17 protein-coding genes are annotated in these 15916 nt (G+C 70.7%); 10 read left to right on the top strand and 7 right to left on the bottom strand.

All coding sequences use genetic code 11. From position 1 onward, the window contains the following. Positions 1-2: 2 nt before the first annotated feature. A complete protein-coding gene (locus CRV15_RS09795) occupies positions 3-782 on the bottom strand; it encodes a hypothetical protein (protein WP_003961553.1) in 780 nt (259 codons plus the stop codon). Between the two features lie 344 nt (positions 783-1126). Here CRV15_RS09795 and purN point away from each other — a divergent pair, with 344 nt between their 5' ends. Beyond that, positions 1127-1783: a phosphoribosylglycinamide formyltransferase gene (gene purN, locus CRV15_RS09790; protein ID WP_003961554.1), complete on the top strand. Its 657-nt coding sequence runs from the start codon at positions 1127-1129 to the stop codon at positions 1781-1783. Further along, positions 1780-3387, top strand: coding sequence for a bifunctional phosphoribosylaminoimidazolecarboxamide formyltransferase/IMP cyclohydrolase (gene purH, locus CRV15_RS09785; RefSeq protein ID WP_003961555.1), 1608 nt, complete (start codon positions 1780-1782; stop codon positions 3385-3387). Before purN ends, purH begins: the two co-directional genes overlap by 4 nt. Before the next feature lie 452 nt (positions 3388-3839). Here purH and CRV15_RS09780 read toward each other — a convergent pair whose 3' ends face one another. Together CRV15_RS09780 and CRV15_RS09775 are read right to left on the bottom strand one after the other, a co-directional pair. Continuing rightward, on the bottom strand, positions 3840-5249 hold the full coding sequence (locus CRV15_RS09780) for a protein kinase domain-containing protein (RefSeq protein WP_003961556.1): 1410 nt from the start codon (positions 5247-5249) through the stop codon (positions 3840-3842). Positions 5250-5745: 496 nt separating this feature from the next. Next, the gene (locus CRV15_RS09775; RefSeq protein WP_003961557.1) at positions 5746-6375 is read right to left on the bottom strand and encodes a hypothetical protein; all 630 of its coding nucleotides are present in this window, start codon (positions 6373-6375) and stop codon (positions 5746-5748) included. Positions 6376-6687: 312 nt separating this feature from the next. Between CRV15_RS09775 and CRV15_RS09770 the strand changes: the two genes are divergently transcribed. The 4 genes from CRV15_RS09770 to CRV15_RS09755 all read left to right on the top strand — a co-directional run bounded on the left by CRV15_RS09770 (position 6688) and on the right by CRV15_RS09755 (position 11099). After that, complete coding sequence (locus CRV15_RS09770; RefSeq protein ID WP_003961558.1) at positions 6688-7551, top strand: bifunctional methylenetetrahydrofolate dehydrogenase/methenyltetrahydrofolate cyclohydrolase; 864 nt, start codon at positions 6688-6690, stop codon at positions 7549-7551. A gap of 19 nt (positions 7552-7570) precedes the next feature. After that, the gene (locus CRV15_RS09765) at positions 7571-8491 is read left to right on the top strand and encodes a DUF3017 domain-containing protein (protein ID WP_009997349.1); all 921 of its coding nucleotides are present in this window, start codon (positions 7571-7573) and stop codon (positions 8489-8491) included. A gap of 302 nt (positions 8492-8793) precedes the next feature. Then, complete coding sequence (locus CRV15_RS09760) at positions 8794-9855, top strand: helix-turn-helix domain-containing protein (protein WP_003961560.1); 1062 nt, start codon at positions 8794-8796, stop codon at positions 9853-9855. Between the two features lie 254 nt (positions 9856-10109). Next, on the top strand, positions 10110-11099 hold the full coding sequence (locus CRV15_RS09755; protein WP_003958620.1) for a malate dehydrogenase: 990 nt from the start codon (positions 10110-10112) through the stop codon (positions 11097-11099). Between the two features lie 96 nt (positions 11100-11195). Here the strand turns inward: CRV15_RS09755 and CRV15_RS09750 are convergent, their stop codons facing one another. The 3 genes from CRV15_RS09750 to CRV15_RS37385 form a co-directional block, all read right to left on the bottom strand. Beyond that, entirely contained in the window at positions 11196-11933 is a 738-nt protein-coding gene (locus CRV15_RS09750) for an isocitrate lyase/PEP mutase family protein (protein WP_003958619.1), read from the bottom strand. A gap of 22 nt (positions 11934-11955) precedes the next feature. Beyond that, positions 11956-12477: a carboxymuconolactone decarboxylase family protein gene (locus CRV15_RS09745; RefSeq protein WP_003958618.1), complete on the bottom strand. Its 522-nt coding sequence runs from the start codon at positions 12475-12477 to the stop codon at positions 11956-11958. A gap of 81 nt (positions 12478-12558) precedes the next feature. After that, entirely contained in the window at positions 12559-12690 is a 132-nt protein-coding gene (locus CRV15_RS37385) for a hypothetical protein (protein ID WP_003961562.1), read from the bottom strand. A 331-nt stretch (positions 12691-13021) separates the two neighbouring features. Between CRV15_RS37385 and CRV15_RS09735 the strand changes: the two genes are divergently transcribed. Continuing rightward, on the top strand, positions 13022-13861 hold the full coding sequence (locus CRV15_RS09735) for a helix-turn-helix domain-containing protein (RefSeq protein WP_003958615.1): 840 nt from the start codon (positions 13022-13024) through the stop codon (positions 13859-13861). Further along, positions 13861-14058: a DUF397 domain-containing protein gene (locus tag CRV15_RS09730; RefSeq protein ID WP_003961564.1), complete on the top strand. Its 198-nt coding sequence runs from the start codon at positions 13861-13863 to the stop codon at positions 14056-14058. Before CRV15_RS09735 ends, CRV15_RS09730 begins: the two co-directional genes overlap by 1 nt. Before the next feature lie 74 nt (positions 14059-14132). On the opposite strand, the gene CRV15_RS09725 is transcribed toward CRV15_RS09730, so the two are convergent. Further along, positions 14133-14558: a hypothetical protein gene (locus CRV15_RS09725; RefSeq protein ID WP_003958613.1), complete on the bottom strand. Its 426-nt coding sequence runs from the start codon at positions 14556-14558 to the stop codon at positions 14133-14135. Between the two features lie 345 nt (positions 14559-14903). On the opposite strand from CRV15_RS09725, the gene CRV15_RS09715 reads away from it, so the two are divergent. Beyond that, the gene (locus tag CRV15_RS09715) at positions 14904-15716 is read left to right on the top strand and encodes a helix-turn-helix domain-containing protein (protein ID WP_003958611.1); all 813 of its coding nucleotides are present in this window, start codon (positions 14904-14906) and stop codon (positions 15714-15716) included. Continuing rightward, a complete protein-coding gene (locus CRV15_RS09710; protein ID WP_003958610.1) occupies positions 15713-15901 on the top strand; it encodes a DUF397 domain-containing protein in 189 nt (62 codons plus the stop codon). The genes CRV15_RS09715 and CRV15_RS09710 overlap by 4 nt, the downstream gene beginning before the upstream one ends. Positions 15902-15916 lie beyond the last annotated feature (15 nt).

Here is a 15916-nt window from a genome sequence, read left to right as displayed (position 1 = left end):
GGCTACTTGCTGACGCCGAAGACGTCCCGCAAGGGCTCCGGCAGCTTCTGATTGCAGGCGATCTGCCCCTCCTTCGTCAGGGCGTCCCGCTCACAGGTGTAGAAGTCCCGGTAGACGATCTGCGCGGTGTAGGCCACCGCCACGATCGCCAGCGCGATGCCGCCCATCACCAGGCCGGTCACGGCGGCTGTCCGCTGCGCCCGCTTCCCGTTCTGCGCCGGGCCGCCCGCCGCACCCGCTCCTGCGGCCGGGGACGGGGACGGGGCGATCGCGTCCGCCCCCGGGCGCCGCTCCTTCGACCGCAGCGAGCTGACGCCCCAGTAGACCGACAGCGCGCCCAGCAGCAGGGCGATCTCCATGAAGTCGAAGATCGCGAAGAAGAAGGCCCACATACCGGCGAGCAGGGCGTAGCGCGCCCGCCGCTGGGCGGGGTCGGTCGGGTCCCAGCGCAGCCCCGGGGAGCCGCCCGGACCCTGCTGGCCGCCGCCCGGCCGGCCGCCGAAGCCGCCGCCCGAGGAGCGCCCCGGCTGCCGGCTGCTCCACTGGCTGCCCCAGCCGCCCCGCTGGCCGCCCTGGTCCCCGGAGTCACCTCCGGAAGAGCCGGAGGAGCCCGAAGAACCGGAAGAGCCGGAGGAGCCGGATTCGTCGTCGTTCGCGGGCCGCCGCGGCTGCCACGGCTGCTCGGGCCTGCCCTCCGGCGGCGGGGCGAAGGGGTTGTTGTCGTCGGTGGACTGGCGCTCCCGCGGCAACAGGAGGTCCGTACGGCGGCGTCGGTCCCGCATGTGGTGAACGTCTTCCCCTCAGACCCGCTGGCGCTCGGGTCTTGTGTCGTGGTACCCGCCTCCGGGACGGGTGGTGTCCCCTGACGCTACCTCCCGTGAACGCCCCCGTCCCGTGGGGGCCGTCCCGTGTGCCGGTATCGTTGCTGACGGTCGGCCTCTTCGTAGAGTTCCCCGTATAGGGGAGGACGAGTCATTCGTACGACCGTACAAAATCGCAAGCTCCGTCCTCGGCACCGGATCTGCGCAGGGCCCGGTGGTCCCCCAGGGGGCGCGGACGCCCCTGCGACAGACCGCCCGCCCGCGACTGACCGGTGATCCGTGTGCCCCCGTGCGCGCGCGTCCGTATGCGAGAGAAAGAGACCCCCGTGGCCTCCCCGCCCCCTTCCGCCCGCCCCCTCCGCCTGGTCGTCCTGGTCTCCGGCTCGGGCACCAACCTCCAGGCCCTCCTCGACGCGACCGCCGCCGGTGCCGAGGCCCTCGGGGCCGAGGTCGTCGCCGTGGGAGCCGACCGCGACGGCATCGCCGGTCTGGAGCGGGCCGAGCGCGCCGGGCTGCCGACGTTCGTGTGCCGGGTGAAGGACTACGCGGACCGTGACGCCTGGGACCGGGCGCTGGCCGGGGCCACCGCCGAGCACCGGCCCGACCTCGTGGTCTCGGCGGGCTTCATGAAGATCGTGGGCAAGGAGTTCCTCGCCCGCTTCGGCGGCCGTTACATCAACACCCACCCCGCCCTGCTGCCCAGTTTCCCCGGCGCCCACGGGGTGCGTGACGCGCTCGCGTACGGGGTGCGGGTCACGGGGTGCACCGTCCACTTCGTCGACGAAGGCGTCGACACCGGGCCGGTGATCGCGCAGCGCGCGGTCGAGGTCCGGGACGAGGACGACGAAGCCGCTCTGCATGAGCGGATCAAGGAAGTCGAGCGCGTGCTGCTCGTGGAGGTCGTCGGGCGCCTGGCCCGGCACGGCCACCGCATTGAGGGACGAAAGGTAGTTTTCCTGTGACTGTTGACGCCCAAGGTTCCGCTGCGACGAACGCCGGGGCGGACCGCCGTCCGGTACGGCGGGCGCTGGTCAGCGTGTACGACAAGACGGGTCTCGAAGACCTGGCGCGCGGGCTGCACGAGGCGGGCGTGGAGCTGGTCTCCACCGGCTCGACCGCCGGGCGGATCGCCGCCGCCGGTGTCCCGGTCACCAAGGTCGAGGAGCTGACCGGGTTCCCCGAGTGCCTGGACGGCCGGGTCAAGACGCTGCACCCCCGCGTGCACGCCGGGATTCTCGCCGATCTGCGGCTCGAATCCCACCGCGAGCAGCTCGCGGAGCTGGGTGTCGAGCCCTTCGACCTGGTGGTCGTGAACCTCTACCCCTTCCGGGCGACGGTCGAGTCCGGCGCCTCCCCGGACGAGTGCGTCGAACAGATCGACATCGGCGGACCGTCGATGGTCCGCGCCGCCGCCAAGAACCACCCCTCCGTCGCCGTGGTCACCAGCCCGGCGCGGTACGGGGACGTGCTCAGCGCGGTGGCCGCGGGCGGCTTCGACCTGGCCGCGCGGAAGCGGCTCGCGGCGGAGGCGTTCCAGCACACCGCCGCGTACGACCTGGCCGTCGCCTCCTGGTTCGCCCGCGCCTACGCCCCCGACGAGTCGGCGGCCGAGGGCGGCTTCCCGGACTTCATCGGGGTCGCCTACGAGCGCGCCCAGGTGCTCCGGTACGGCGAGAACCCGCACCAGGGCGCCGCTCTGTTCACGTATGTGGACGGTGCGGGCGGGCTGGCCGGGGCGGAGCAGCTCCACGGCAAGGAGATGTCCTACAACAACTACACGGACACCGACGCCGCCCGCCGGGCCGCCTACGACCACGCCGGGCCCGCCGTCGCGATCATCAAGCACGCCAACCCGTGCGGCATCGCGACCGGCGCGGACGTGGCCGAGGCGCACCGCAAGGCGCACGCCTGCGACCCGCTGTCCGCGTTCGGCGGCGTGATCGCGGTCAACCGGCCGGTCTCCGTGGCGATGGCCGAGCAGGTCGCGGAGGTCTTCACCGAGGTGATCATCGCCCCGGGGTACGAGGACGGCGCGGTCGAGGTGCTGGCCCGGAAGAAGAACATCCGGGTGCTGCGCTGCGCGGGGGCGCCCGCCGCGCCCGTCGAGGCCCGGCCGATCGACGGCGGCACGCTGGTGCAGGTCGCCGACCGGCTCCAGGCGGCGGGCGACGACCCGGCGAACTGGACGCTGGCGACCGGTGAGCCGCTGGACGAGGCCGGTCTCGCCGATCTCGCCTTCGCCTGGCGGGCCTGCCGCGCGGTCAAGTCGAACGCGATCCTGCTGGCCAAGGACGGGGCCTCGGTCGGCGTCGGCATGGGGCAGGTCAACCGTGTCGACTCGGCCAAGCTGGCCGTCGAGCGGGCGGGCGAGGAGCGCGCGCGGGGTTCCTACGCGGCGTCGGACGCGTTCTTCCCGTTCCCGGACGGGCTGGAGATCCTGACGGCCGCCGGGGTCAGGGCCGTGGTCCAGCCGGGTGGTTCGGTCCGTGACGAGCAGGTGGTCGAGGCGGCGAAGGCGGCGGGCGTGACGATGTACTTCACGGGTACGCGCCACTTCTTCCACTGAGCCCGTCGGACGACGGCTGAGAGGCTGAGGGCCCGAGGGCCGGAGAGTCTGAAGGGCGGTGCCGGGGCCGGTGGAGACATGGCCCCGGCACCGCCTTCGGCCGGTGTGCGGACGGCGGCTCCCCTGTGGTCGCCGTGCGCGCCGGTGTCCTGCTGTGACATAGGACGCCGTGACGGGTGGCGCTGTGACATAGGGCGGCGCGATAGCGGCGCGATACCTGACGCTGTGACGAACAGAGTGGCGAACGGGGCGTCAAGCGGGCGTCAGAGGCTGCCAGGAGGACGCCGGAAACGGACGTCGGACACGGAACGTCGGACGGAGCCATCCGGACCGGCGTCAGACGGCGGACAGGCACGGACGGGCGTCGGACCGGATGGTGGACAGACGGCGGACAGACGGCGGACGGCCGTCCGGGCAGGCCATCGGGCGGGGTCGGCGGCGCTGCGCGCCCGTCAGCAGCTCGGCAGCCACTTCACGGACCGGATCATGACCTTCCCGTTCAGGTTCCGCCGTTCCAGCGGCTGAAGGCAGCCGACCGGCTCCTTGAAGTCCTTGTGCTGGTAGAAGCGGGCGTCGGGCCGCTCGCCCTCGTACCCGTTGTTGAGCACCGAGCGCGGCGCCGTCTCCCGGCCCCAGGCACAGGTGTTGATCTCCTGGTGCCAGTCGCGTCCGTCCTCGTACCACGCGCACATCTCGCCCTGGCCGTTGTGCTCGCTGAAGAAGCAGAGTTCCCCCGTGGCGCAGCGGTCGTACCCCGCGGCCTTCGCGATCGGCGCGTCCTGGAGCATCAGCCCCGTCAGCATCCCGGTGATCACGACCCCGGCCACGGCGCTCCATCCCAGGGTGGACCCGAGCCGGGCTCCGGAGCGGAGCCGGGGCCGCAGCCGGGTTCTTCGCGGCAGCCGGGGGGAGCGTTCGGTGCCCGCGGCCGTCTCGACCCGCCGCAGCAGGGCGGAGGTGTCGAGCCGCCCGCGTGCCTCGGGGGCCCGGGCCAGACAGTCCCCGACGATGCCCCGCCAGCTCTCCGGCAGTTCGGGCGACAGCTCCAGGCCGCCCTCGCCGCGCGCGTACTGGACGGTTGCCTCGCGGCGGGTCCCGGGGGTGTCGCCGGGCAGCGGCAGCGCGCCGGTGAGCACCCGGTGGGCGAGGACCCCGAAGGCCCAGATGTCGGCGGCGGGCCGCAGCGGCTGCACCCGTTCACCGGTACCGGACCAGAGCAGTTCGGGGGCGGTGCACTCGGTGGTCGTCAGCGCGGGGGCGTAGCCGAAGGCCCGGGTGGTGCCCGCCGGGGTGCGCCGTCCCTCGGTCGCGAGATGGAAGTCGCCGAGCCGTACGGTCCCGTCGGGCAGCAGCAGCACATTGCCGGGTTTGAGGCCGCCGTGCACCCAGCCCGCGTGGTGGAGCTGGCGCAGTCCGGCGCAGATCTGGGCGAGCAGGGCGGGGCCTTCGGCCGGGCGCGGGGTGAGCCGCAGCAGATCGGCCAGTGAGCGTTCGGCCCGTTCCATGACGAGGGCGGTGGCGCCGTGCAGCAGGAGTTCGCGGGGGTCGTCGACCGTGCGGATCTCGTAGGTGCGGATCAGCCGGGGTTCGCCGGTCCGGCGCAGTAGCGAGGTCTCGCGCTCGGTGATTCTGCGCAGATGCTGGAGCTGGCCGGAGGTACGGGTGCCGGGCGGGAGGAACTTGAGCGCGGCCGACAGGGGGACGGTCCAGTGGCCCCACTGGCCCGTGCCGGGCTCCGGGGTCCGGTGGGCCGCGTAGACGGTGGCGAACGCGCTGGTGGCGATCGGCTCTCCGACCTCCCACGGGCCCACGCGATAGCCGGGGCGCACCGGCAGGGCCAGGGAGTCGAAGTGGAGGCTCATCGGGCGGGCGCCGGGACGGACGGCGGTACGGTGGTGAGGGCGGCCCGGTGGCCACGGCCACGGCCCTGTGGACAGGTGCTGAGTCGTTTCGCCGAGGGACCACGACTGCGGCGGCCGGTCGGTGCGGCCACCACGACGCTGTACTGCACGGCTGACCCCTCCCCTGGTTGCTTCCGCTCGACGGGATGTCGTCGCCAGGGTAGGAACCCCCGATAAACGTCCGCACAACGTGCTTTGTGACAACGCGTTGACCAGTGGGGCCGTCGGCCCAGGGGATTCGGGGCCTCGCGGCGGGCGTCCCGGTGCCTCGGGGAGGGACGGCCCGAGTGTTCGCATCCGCATCGAGTGCGAATCGCCGGGGGATTTCAGCGGATTCCGGAAGATCGAGTTCAGCGCCGTTCAGTGCCGTTCAACGCCGAGCAGCGCAGGTGAACGCAGGTGAACGCAGATGAACGGCGGTCGGGGCCGGTGAACGGTGCCCGGCCCCGTCGTCGTCTCAGTGCCGGGGCCGGTTGAACCAGGCCGAACCATTCGAATTGCCGGTGAAAACGGCGATCAGAATGGCGGGCACCAGGTGCAGCAGCCCCATGATGGTGAAGGGGTAGAGGGCGAGAACGGCGGTCAGGATGCCGAAGATCATGATCGTGATCCGCATGCCGTTGCCGCCCGAGTTGAACCGGGTGGCCAGGAAGACCGCGACGATCAGCCAGAGGATCGCGAAGACACCGAAGGCGTAGAAGACCCCTTCGGCGAAGCCGAGTTCCTCGGCGAGGTTCGCCGTTTCGTCGTCGGCGGCGGTGCTCTTCTTCGCCTCGGCCACCATGGCGCCGAGTCCGAACATCACGACGGCGCCGAGTATCTGGAGGGCGACGATGACCCACATCAGCACCTGGGCCGCCTTGACGGTGCCCGGCTTGGTGAGCGGCGCCATCGGGGCGAAACCACCGGGTCCGCCGATCCCGCCGGCTCCGTACGGCTGGAGCGGGGGCGCCTGCGGATAACCGTGGCCCGGCTGCGGATAGCCCGGCCCCGGGTACGGATGGCCCGCGCCCGGCTGCCCGGGCTGCTGTCCCGGCGCTCCTCCTTGCTGCGGGGCGTAGGGGTTGTTCGGGTCGCCGAAGCTCATGGCGGATATTCCTCTGTCGGGGACGCGGTGTGAAGTCTGCCGGTGCGGGAATCGGGCGGGCCCGGTTCTGGTAGTGGGCGGATACGGGTGGTGCTGAGCGGTTCAGAACGGTCGCTCCGCTGTTTCCACAGTTCTTCACCGTCATCGTGGATTTTTGATCAACATTTTGTCCAGCCGGTTTTGGGAGGGAAGAGGGGATGTTGTGCAAGTGCAACATCGCCTTCCGGTGCGGCGGCCGGGAGGGTTCCGCGCGGCGGCCGGGCTCCTGGACGGGATTGGAACCGGGGCGGGTGCATCGGCCAGGATGGGGGTATGACCGCCCACATTCTCGATGGCAAGGCCACCGCAGCAGCGATCAAGTCCGATCTGACCGCCCGCGTGGCGGCCCTCAAGGCGAAGGGGGTGACCCCGGGTCTCGGCACCCTGCTCGTCGGTGACGACCCGGGCAGCCGCTGGTACGTGAACGGCAAGCACCGCGACTGCGCCCAGGTCGGCATCGCGTCGATCCAGCGGGAGCTGCCCGCCACCGCCACGCAGGAGGAGATCGAGGCGGTCGTCCGGGAGCTGAACGAGAACCCGGAGTGCACCGGGTACATCGTGCAGCTCCCGCTCCCCGACGGCATCGACGCCCATCGGGTGCTGGAGCTGATGGACCCGGTGAAGGACGCGGACGGGCTGCACCCGATGAGCCTGGGCCGGCTGGTGCTCGGCGTCGAGGGCCCGCTGCCGTGCACCCCGTACGGCATCGTGCGGCTCCTGCGCCACCACGGTGTGGAGATCAAGGGCGCGCACGTGGTCGTGGTCGGCCGTGGGATCACCATCGGACGTCCGATGCCGCTGGTGCTCACCCGCAGGTCGGAGAACGCGACGGTGACGCAGTGCCACACCGGGACGCGTGACCTCGCCTCGCATCTGCGGCAGGCGGACATCATCGTCGCGGCGGCGGGCGTACCGCACCTGATCAAGCCCGAGGACGTCAAGCCGGGCGCGGTGGTGCTGGACGTGGGTGTCAGCCGGGACGAGAACGGCAAGATCGTGGGGGATGTCCACCCCGGTGTGGCCGAGGTGGCGGGCTGGGTGGCCCCGAACCCCGGCGGCGTCGGTCCGATGACCCGGGCGCAGCTCCTGGTCAATGTGGTCGAGGCGGCGGAGCGCGCGGTCGCCGAGGCGCGCTGACGGGAGAGAGGCTGCCCTGATGGGCGTACGGATGAACGAGGACCGCGAGGCCGCCGAGGCGGAGCGCGCGGGCGCGGCGGGCGCCGGGTCCGGTGGCGCGCCGGAGCCGGAGCGTGCTGCGGCGCCGCGGTCCGGTGACGGTCGGCCCGCAGAGGGGCCGTCGGAGACCGGTGCGGACGAGGGTGCCGGTGCCGGTGTCGACGCGGACGCGGGTCCGGACGCGGGCTCCGCTCCTTCCGGCACCGGCGCGGCGGCTCGCACGGACGGGGGCGCCGACGCGGGCGCGGATTCCGGTCCGGCGGGCGGGTCCCCCGAGGGCACGGGTACGGGCTCCGGCCCGGCCGGGGGCTCCGGTGGCGGGTCCGGCAAGGACAAGGACACAGGTACGGGCACGGGCGCTGACTCCGCTCCGGCCGCCTCGGACGGTGGCTCCGGTGCCGATACCGGCACGGCCGACGACGGGGACCGGGCCGCTGCTGCCGCCCCTGCCGCCGCCGACGCGGACGGTACGGATGGGCCGGAGCGTCCGGCGGGGTCGGCGGGCTCCCGGCGTCCCCCGGCGCTGACGACGGACACCGCCCGGCCCGAGGGCGGTGGCCGGGCCGCGCCCGGTGACGCGCCCGCGCCCGCCCGGCAGTGGCCCCTGCTCGTGGTGATCGGCCTCACCGGCCTCGGTCTGATGATCGTCGGCCTGGACCTCTTCACGGAGGCGTTCCGCGTCGGCACGATCCTCATCGGCGTCGCCCTGATCGTGGGAGCCGTGCTGCGGCGCGTGCTGCCGTCGGTCGGCATGCTCGCCGTGCGGTCGCGCTTCACCGACATGATCACGTACGGCGTGCTGGGGGTCGCGATCACCCTGCTCGCGCTGGTGGCCCAGCCGAACCCCTGGCTGGAGCTGCCGTTCCTGGAGGAGTCGGTGCGCTACCTCGTCGGCCGCTGAGCCGACCGCCGTCCCGCAGCGACCGGACCGTTCCGTCCACCGGATCGTTCCGTCCACCGGACCCGTTCCTTCCGCCGGAAGGGGCGGGTCCGTCGCATGGACCCGCCCCCGTCGATCCGTCCCCTCTATCGGGCAGGCGCCGTCGGCCGGGCGTCGGAATCCGTTACTCCGTCGGCATCCGAGGACAGTGGGAACGCGCACCTCCCGAATGGGACACTGAGGCGGCGGCCCGGGGTGGGCCAGGGCGCACGGACGCGGGGGCGGAGAGCCGCGGCCGGGGGACAGAGGGGGGTACAGCCACCATGGCTCGTTGGAAGGCGCTTCCGGAAGATCTCGATCCGGAAGTCCGGGACTTCGTCGAGCAGCTTCGGCGGCTCGTCGACCGCAGCGGTCTGGGCATCGCCGCCGTCTCGGACCGCACGGGGTACAGCAAGACCTCGTGGGAGCGCTATCTCAACGGGCGGATTCTGGCGCCGAAGGGCGCGATCGTCGCGCTCGCCGAGGCGACCGGGAACGACCCGTTCCACCTCACCACCCTGTGGGAGCTGGCTGAGCGGGCCTGGAGCCGCGCCGAGGCCCGGCACGACCGCACGATGGAACAGATACGGATATCCCAGGCCCGCGCGGCGCTGGGGGTGCCCGAGCCCAGCGCGCAGGACCCGGCGTCCCCCGGCGGTCCGGGCCGGGGCGGACGCCGGGCCGCCGGGGGACGCAAGAGCGGTGGCGGCCACAGAAACAGCGGACACCGGACCGGCGGGCGCGGGAACGGCGGCGGACGCAAGGGCGGCAGGCTCCTCGCGGGAGCGGTCGGCGTGGGCGCGCTGGCCGTCGTCGCCGCGCTGATCGTCCTGCTCGGCGGGGGCGACGACAAGAACGCCGAGCCCGCGTCCGCGACGAAGCCGCTGACGGGCTCCTCCGCCGGGTCCGCCGCCGCACCGGACAAGGACGAGATCAAGAACACCGCCAAGGACAACGCGGACGCGGGCGCGGCCCCGGGGACGGCGGCCGACGACGCCTCCGCGTCCGCCGACACCAAGTGCACCGGCGACTCCTGCACCGGGTCGAACCCGGAGGCCATGGGCTGCGGCGGCACCCTCGCCACCACGGTCTCCTCCGCGAAGGTGGGCGGGGCCACGATGGAGGTCCGCTACAGCAAGGCGTGCCGTGCCGCGTGGGCCCGGATCACCGAGGCGACCCCGGGCGACACCCTGGACGTCAGCACCGGCGGCGCGGGACTCCAGAAGGGTGTCGTCGACGCGGGCGGCAACGCGTTCACGGCGATGACCTCGGTGCCCGAGGGCGCGACGGCGACCGCCTGCGCGACGGTGAAGGCGACCGGCGGGAAGACCTGCACGGACGAGTGATGAGCCGGGGCGGGGCCACCCGGCGCCGGGCGTGATCCGCGCCACAAGGGTCCGGGGGCGACGGGCGGACGGGGTCGGATAGCCTGACCGCTGGATGTCTCTTCACATCAAGATTGGTTGGTTCGCGTCACCGCGTGTTCACGGGATCTGTCCCGGGGCGCGGGAGCCGTGGAGTGGTCGCTCGACGTGATGCGGAGGGGCGTTCGGACCCTGGGGCAGGGACCCCCAACGCCAGCTGTCTTACGGAGATCGCCATGACCCGCACTCCCGTCAACGTCACCGTGACCGGCGCGGCCGGCCAGATCGGTTACGCGCTGCTGTTCCGTATCGCCTCCGGCCATCTGCTCGGCCCGGACGTTCCGGTCAAGCTGCGCCTTCTGGAGATCACCCCGGCTCTCGGCGCCGCCCAGGGCACCGCCATGGAGCTGGACGACTGCGCCTTCCCGCTGCTGCGCGGCATCGACATCACCGACGACCCGAACGTGGCCTTCGACGGTGCGAACGTCGCCCTGCTGGTCGGCGCCCGCCCCCGCACCAAGGGCATGGAGCGCGGTGACCTGCTGGAGGCCAACGGCGGCATCTTCAAGCCGCAGGGCAAGGCCATCAACGACCACGCGGCGGACGACATCAAGGTGCTCGTCGTCGGCAACCCGGCCAACACCAACGCGCTGATCGCGCAGGCCGCCGCCCCGGACGTACCGGCGGAGCGCTTCACCGCGATGACCCGTCTCGACCACAACCGCGCCCTCTCGCAGCTCGCCGCGAAGACCGGTACGACCGTGGCCGACATCAAGCGGCTGACGATCTGGGGCAACCACTCGGCCACTCAGTACCCGGACATCTTCCACGCGGAGATCGCGGGCAAGAACGCCGCCGAGGTCGTGAACGACCAGGCGTGGCTGGCCGACACGTTCATCCCGACCGTCGCCAAGCGCGGTGCGGCGATCATCGAGGCGCGGGGCGCGTCCTCCGCCGCGTCCGCCGCCAACGCCGCGATCGACCACGTCCACACGTGGGTCAACGGCACCGCCGAGGGCGACTGGACCTCGATGGGTATCCCGTCGGACGGCTCCTACGGCGTCCCGGAGGGCCTGATCTCCTCCTTCCCGGTCACCGTGAAGGACGGCCGCTACGAGATCGTCCAGGGCCTGGAGATCAACGAGTTCTCCCGGACCCGGATCGACGCCTCCGTGCAGGAGCTGGCGGAGGAGCGCGACGCGGTGCGCGCGCTCGGCCTGATCTGATCCGGCCCGTTCTGTTCCGTTCCGCCCCCGTCGCCCTTTCCCGGGCGGCGGGGGCGGTTCGCGTTCCTGGAACGGTGGTGGAACGGGACCCTGCGGTCACTCGGGGACGGTTCCCTCCCGCAGCCGCTCCGCCATCGAGGCCACCGCGCCGGCCGTCCACCGCTGGAGACGCGGCCCGAAGGTGATCCGGGTGGCGCCCAGCCGCCCCAGCTCCGCCGGGGTGTCCCGGGGCGCGAGCGGAAGGGCGTTGACCGGTCCTTCGACCTCCGCGCGGAACCGGGGCAGATGGGCGGGCGGCATGAGGATCGGATAGACGCAGTCGGCTCCGGCCGCGACATAGAGCCGGGCGCGCGTGATGGCCTCGGCCGGGTCGGCGGTCCGGCCCAGGAAGGAGTCCACCCGGGCGTTGACGAAGAGCGCGGCGCCCGCTTCCGCGCGGACCTCCGCCAGCCAGTCGGCGTGCGCGCGGGGGTCGCGCAGGGCGTGGTCCGGACCGGTGGAGTCCTCCAGATTGCAGCCGACGGCCCCCGCCTCCAGCAGCCGCGCCACCAGTTCCTTGGGCGGCAGCCCGTACCCGGACTCGACATCGGCGGAGACGGGGATGTCCACCGCCCGCGCGATCCGGGCCACCGCTGCGAACATCTCGTCGGCCGGAGTCTGGCCGTCCGTGTAGCCGAGCGAGGCCGCCACCCCGGCGCTGGGGGTCGCCAGCGCCGGGAAGCCCGCGTCGGCGAAGGCGCGGGCGCTCGCCGCGTCCCAGGGGCCGGGCAGGACGAGGGGGTCGGCGGCGGACCGGCCGTGGTGGAGCGCGCGGAAAGTCTCGACGGCGGTCATGTGGTGTGTGGGCTCCATGGGGTCAGTGTGCGTGCTGGTACTGGCCGGGGGTGTAGTGACCGGGCGTCAGCCGGAAGGTCACCCCGAAGCGGTTCCACGCGTTGATCACGATGATGGCCCCGACCAGCCGGGCCAGCTCCGTCTCGTCGAAGGCCGCGCGGGCTCTCGCATATACCTCGTCCGGGACGAAGCCGTCGGTCAGCACGGTGACCGCCTCGGTCAGTTCGAGCGCGGCGATCTCCTTGGCGGTGTAGAAGTGCCGTGACTCCTGCCACGCGGAGAGCTGGACGATCCGCTCGACGGACTCCCCGGCGGCCAGGGCGTCCTTGCTGTGCATGTCGAGGCAGAAGGCGCAGCGGTTGAGCTGCGAGGCCCGGATCTTGACCAGCTCCAGCAGCACGGGGTCGACGCCCTCCCGCGCGACCCGGTCCAGCCGGACCATCGCCTTGTAGAGATCCGGCGCCGGCTCGGTCCAGTCGAGCCGGGGCGGCTCCTCGGGGTTCCTGGTGGCGGCGGTGTCCGTGGTGTTCGGTTCAGTGCTCATGCCGTCGAACCTAGGGCGGAAGTGACACGGAGGTGTGGTCCATTCCGCCGCCAGGATCTTGGGCCACTCGGATGGGGCCCGCTAGGTGGGCAGACGGAGCGTATCCAGCTCCCGCGCGACCCCGGAGGCGATGACCCCCAGGGTGAGGGCCCACAGGGAGAAGGTCATCAGGGCGCTCGTTATGGAGTGCCGTTTGGACTTTCGGGGTCGCACGGAAAGCCTTTCGATTCCGGTGGGGGCGGCTCGTCCTGAGGGGGGCTCGGCCTGAGCGGGCAATTGATCATGGGGCACTCGCAGGGGCCGAAGTCGAAGGGGTTGAACTCCAGTTCCATGCGATAGGGCTGACGCATTGCCAACCTCCGGTTGGGGAGTTGAACGTGGGGGTGGGAATTCGTTGGTGCCAACATGCTTTTGCCGGAAGGGGAGTTGACGCTTCCGCAGGGAACGCGTGTGCCACTGCGCTGTGTAGCGATTCCGCTACCGACGGGCCTCAGGATGGCCTAGGGTCGGAATTCCCTTCAACGTTCGCTGGGTGGAGAGCACGTTGGTAAACCGAAAGAAGTTGAACCCCGACGGAAGTCCGCAGGAACGGTTCGGAGTGCGTGTCCGCAGGTTGCGCGAGGCACGCAAGTGGACGCAGGACGAGCTGGCCGCCCGGATGGGCTACTCAGGCAGGCACATCTCGGCGATCGAAACTGCCAATAAGCCGCCGACTCTTCCAGTCGCGCGCGCCTTGGACATCGCCTTCGGTCTCGAAGGCACACTCGACACGTTCGAACGCCAGTGGAACGAGATCGAGAACGGGGCGCTGGTAGAAGGCTTTCCGGAGTACGTCGGGAAGGAGGCCACTGCGGCGGAAATCCGGCTGTTCGATGTGGGCCTGGTTCCTGGTCCGCTCCAGACGAGTGAGTACGCGGCAGCCGTTGAGGCGGGCAACGTCAAGCGGGGAAGTATTACGGCCGAGCAGGCCACTGAGCGAGTCGACTACTTGATACGGCGCCAGGCCGCGCTCGTGCGCCCTCTACCGCCCATGATGATCGCGGTGCTGGACGAGAGCTGTATTCGTCATTGCATCGGCGGGCTTGAGGTCATGGAGCGGCAGTTGGCGCGATTGATCGAGTTCGCCGAGCAGCCCAACACCTCGCTTCACATCGCTCCGTTCGTCATGGGGGAGCTGCGGCCGTTCAACCGATCAGTGAACTTGCTGACGCTGGCGGACCGCTCCGTGGTCGCGTATGTCGAGTCCCAGGCTCGGGGCTACCTGGATCGTGAGATCACTTCTGTGGCGCCGCTGATGAGGGCCTACCATCAGCTACAGACGGAAGCGCTGTCGCAGGCGGAGTCTGTGGCCGTGATCAACCAGGTACGAAAGGGCACCTCGTGATGACCGAACCCCTTAACTGGATCAAGTCCTCGTACAGCGGTAACGGCGGTACTTGTGTCGAGTGGGCTCCCTCGTACGCCTCCGCTGCGGGTGTCGTCCCTGTCAGGGACAGCAAGTGCGCCGACGGCCCCGTTCTGATGGTGTCCTCCGAGGCGTTCGCGGGTCTGGTGACCATGGCTCGTGAGGCAGCTCTGTAACGAGCGCACAGCACAGCCCCGCCCCCTCGGCAACGGAGGGCGCGGGGCTGTCTGTTGGCGTCACGCCCCCTCGGTCAGCCCGGAGGCTGAGGACAGGCGTACTCCAGGCGGAAGAAGTTCGGGCAGGCTACAAGCTGAACCGAGTAGAACGAAGATCCGCCATTCATCCACCACCCGCCCACGGCGTCGCGTTGGATCTTGATGGACTCCTGGGCGCCGTCGACATGAGACCTGATCGCTGCCTCCGACTTCTGATAGTCCGAGTCGAAGCTCTGGGCGTACGCCCTGATCTGTTCCTCGAACCAGGCGAGGGCAGCAGCAGCTTCGGTGAATGTCCCCTTGATCATCTTGGGCGACTTGAGGAGCCAGTTCGCAGGCTCGATAGGGGCGACGCTCAATGTGCTGAACTGTGCGTTCGTCGGACGGCGCAATGAGTCCGTGCCGTAATCGGAGCCGCTCCCGATCCAGGTGTAGGCGTGATGGTGGACTGGACCTTTCAATGATTTTTCCTCCGGCCCGGGAAGGGCGGCCCCCGTGCCGGGGGTCGCCCTCCGTTCACTGGTGTGCGGAGACTAGCGGGTCACTGGCGCCCGCACCCGTCGCCGTCGCCGCAGCCTCCGGCCCCGCCGTCGTCCTGGAGATCGCTGTCGTCGTCCTCGTCACCGAAACGAGTGTTGAACAATCTTTCGATGCCGCCCATGACCTGGCCCTTTCTCCATGAGGTGAGTGGTGCTCCAGAGCCCGCCTCTCCGGGCGCCCCGTTCACCCCACCGTGACTTGCGTAGTGCTCTGATCACCAGGGGTAATATCTTCGGTTCCCGAAACCGAATAAACGGGGGGAGCCGATGGCCAGGCCGCCGAAGGAGTTGACGCCGGAAAAGAGCGTGGAAGACCTGTTGGGCGCGAGGATTCGAAAGCTCAGGCTGGCTTTGGGGTGGTCCGTTGAGGAGCTTGCCGAGAAGGTGTTCGTCGGCCCCGGTCGGATCACCCAGATCGAGACCGCCAACGACCCCCCTGGGCGGCGTCTGACGGAGCAGCTTGACGTCGTCCTGAGGGCGAATGGCTCGCTGACCGAGCTGTGGCCACTGATCAAGGCCGAGGCTTTCAAGGACTACGCGAAGCGATTCCTCAGGGCTCAGGCGACGGCCCGCGCCATCCATGAGTTTTCGCTCGCCGTTCCCGGGCTGCTCCAAGTCGAGCCGTATGCCAGGGCCCTGATGGGGATCGACTACCCCGAGAGGTCCGCAGACCTTGAGGACGCCGTCGTCAGGCGCATCGAGCGGCAGACCATCTTTGGGCGCCCCAACCCTCCCTGGCTATGGGTGGTGCTCTACGAGACAGCACTCGTGCAGGGGCACGGCAGCCCTGAGACGATGGCCGCACAGATCGATCATCTGCTGGTGATGGTCGGGCACCCCAACATCAACATCCAGATCCTGCCGCTGAACAAGCCTGCGATCCCGGGCTCCATCAGTCTGCTGACGGCCCCGGAAGGGGAGCGTTCTGCCTATGCCGAGGGGTTCAACACGGGTGCGTACTACCAAGAGCCCGACGACGTCGATAGGTTCCAGAGGATCTACGATCAGCTCCAGGCCGGCGCGTTGGACACCGAGGCGTCGGCTCAGGTCATGAGGGACGCGCGAAGGAAGCACCGATGACACAGTCCGACTGGCACATCAGCTCCTACAGTGGAAGCAATGACAACTGTGTCGAAGTCAAGGTCTCAGGCCAGGGCCTTCCCGGTGTCGTCCGTGTCCGCGACAGCAAGGACCGCGACCGGCCGGAGATACAGGCTCAGGCCGGTGCCTGGTCCGCTTTCGTCGCGCAAGTCGACTCGCTCTGAATCAACCGCTTGTGG

Source organism: Streptomyces clavuligerus (assembly GCF_005519465.1).
GTDB lineage: Bacteria > Actinomycetota > Actinomycetes > Streptomycetales > Streptomycetaceae > Streptomyces > Streptomyces clavuligerus.
Note: the sequence above shows the minus strand (reverse complement) of the source record. Positions and strands in the feature narration are given on the sequence as shown.

Excerpts from the sequence above, each read along its gene's own strand:
- CRV15_RS09795 (WP_003961553.1), bottom strand. The coding sequence starts at position 782 with ATGCGGGACCGACGCCGCCGTACGGACCTCCTGTTGCCGCGGGAGCGC.
- purN (WP_003961554.1), top strand. The coding sequence starts at position 1,127 with ATGCGAGAGAAAGAGACCCCCGTGGCCTCCCCGCCCCCTTCCGCCCGC.
- CRV15_RS09780 (WP_003961556.1), bottom strand. The coding sequence starts at position 5,249 with ATGAGCCTCCACTTCGACTCCCTGGCCCTGCCGGTGCGCCCCGGCTAT.
- CRV15_RS09775 (WP_003961557.1), bottom strand. The coding sequence starts at position 6,375 with ATGAGCTTCGGCGACCCGAACAACCCCTACGCCCCGCAGCAAGGAGGA.
- CRV15_RS09770 (WP_003961558.1), top strand. The coding sequence starts at position 6,688 with ATGACCGCCCACATTCTCGATGGCAAGGCCACCGCAGCAGCGATCAAG.
- CRV15_RS09765 (WP_009997349.1), top strand. The coding sequence starts at position 7,571 with ATGGGCGTACGGATGAACGAGGACCGCGAGGCCGCCGAGGCGGAGCGC.
- CRV15_RS09760 (WP_003961560.1), top strand. The coding sequence starts at position 8,794 with ATGGCTCGTTGGAAGGCGCTTCCGGAAGATCTCGATCCGGAAGTCCGG.
- CRV15_RS09755 (WP_003958620.1), top strand. The coding sequence starts at position 10,110 with ATGACCCGCACTCCCGTCAACGTCACCGTGACCGGCGCGGCCGGCCAG.
- CRV15_RS09750 (WP_003958619.1), bottom strand. The coding sequence starts at position 11,933 with ATGACCGCCGTCGAGACTTTCCGCGCGCTCCACCACGGCCGGTCCGCC.
- CRV15_RS09745 (WP_003958618.1), bottom strand. The coding sequence starts at position 12,477 with ATGAGCACTGAACCGAACACCACGGACACCGCCGCCACCAGGAACCCC.
- CRV15_RS09730 (WP_003961564.1), top strand. The coding sequence starts at position 13,861 with ATGACCGAACCCCTTAACTGGATCAAGTCCTCGTACAGCGGTAACGGC.
- CRV15_RS09715 (WP_003958611.1), top strand. The coding sequence starts at position 14,904 with ATGGCCAGGCCGCCGAAGGAGTTGACGCCGGAAAAGAGCGTGGAAGAC.
- CRV15_RS09710 (WP_003958610.1), top strand. The coding sequence starts at position 15,713 with ATGACACAGTCCGACTGGCACATCAGCTCCTACAGTGGAAGCAATGAC.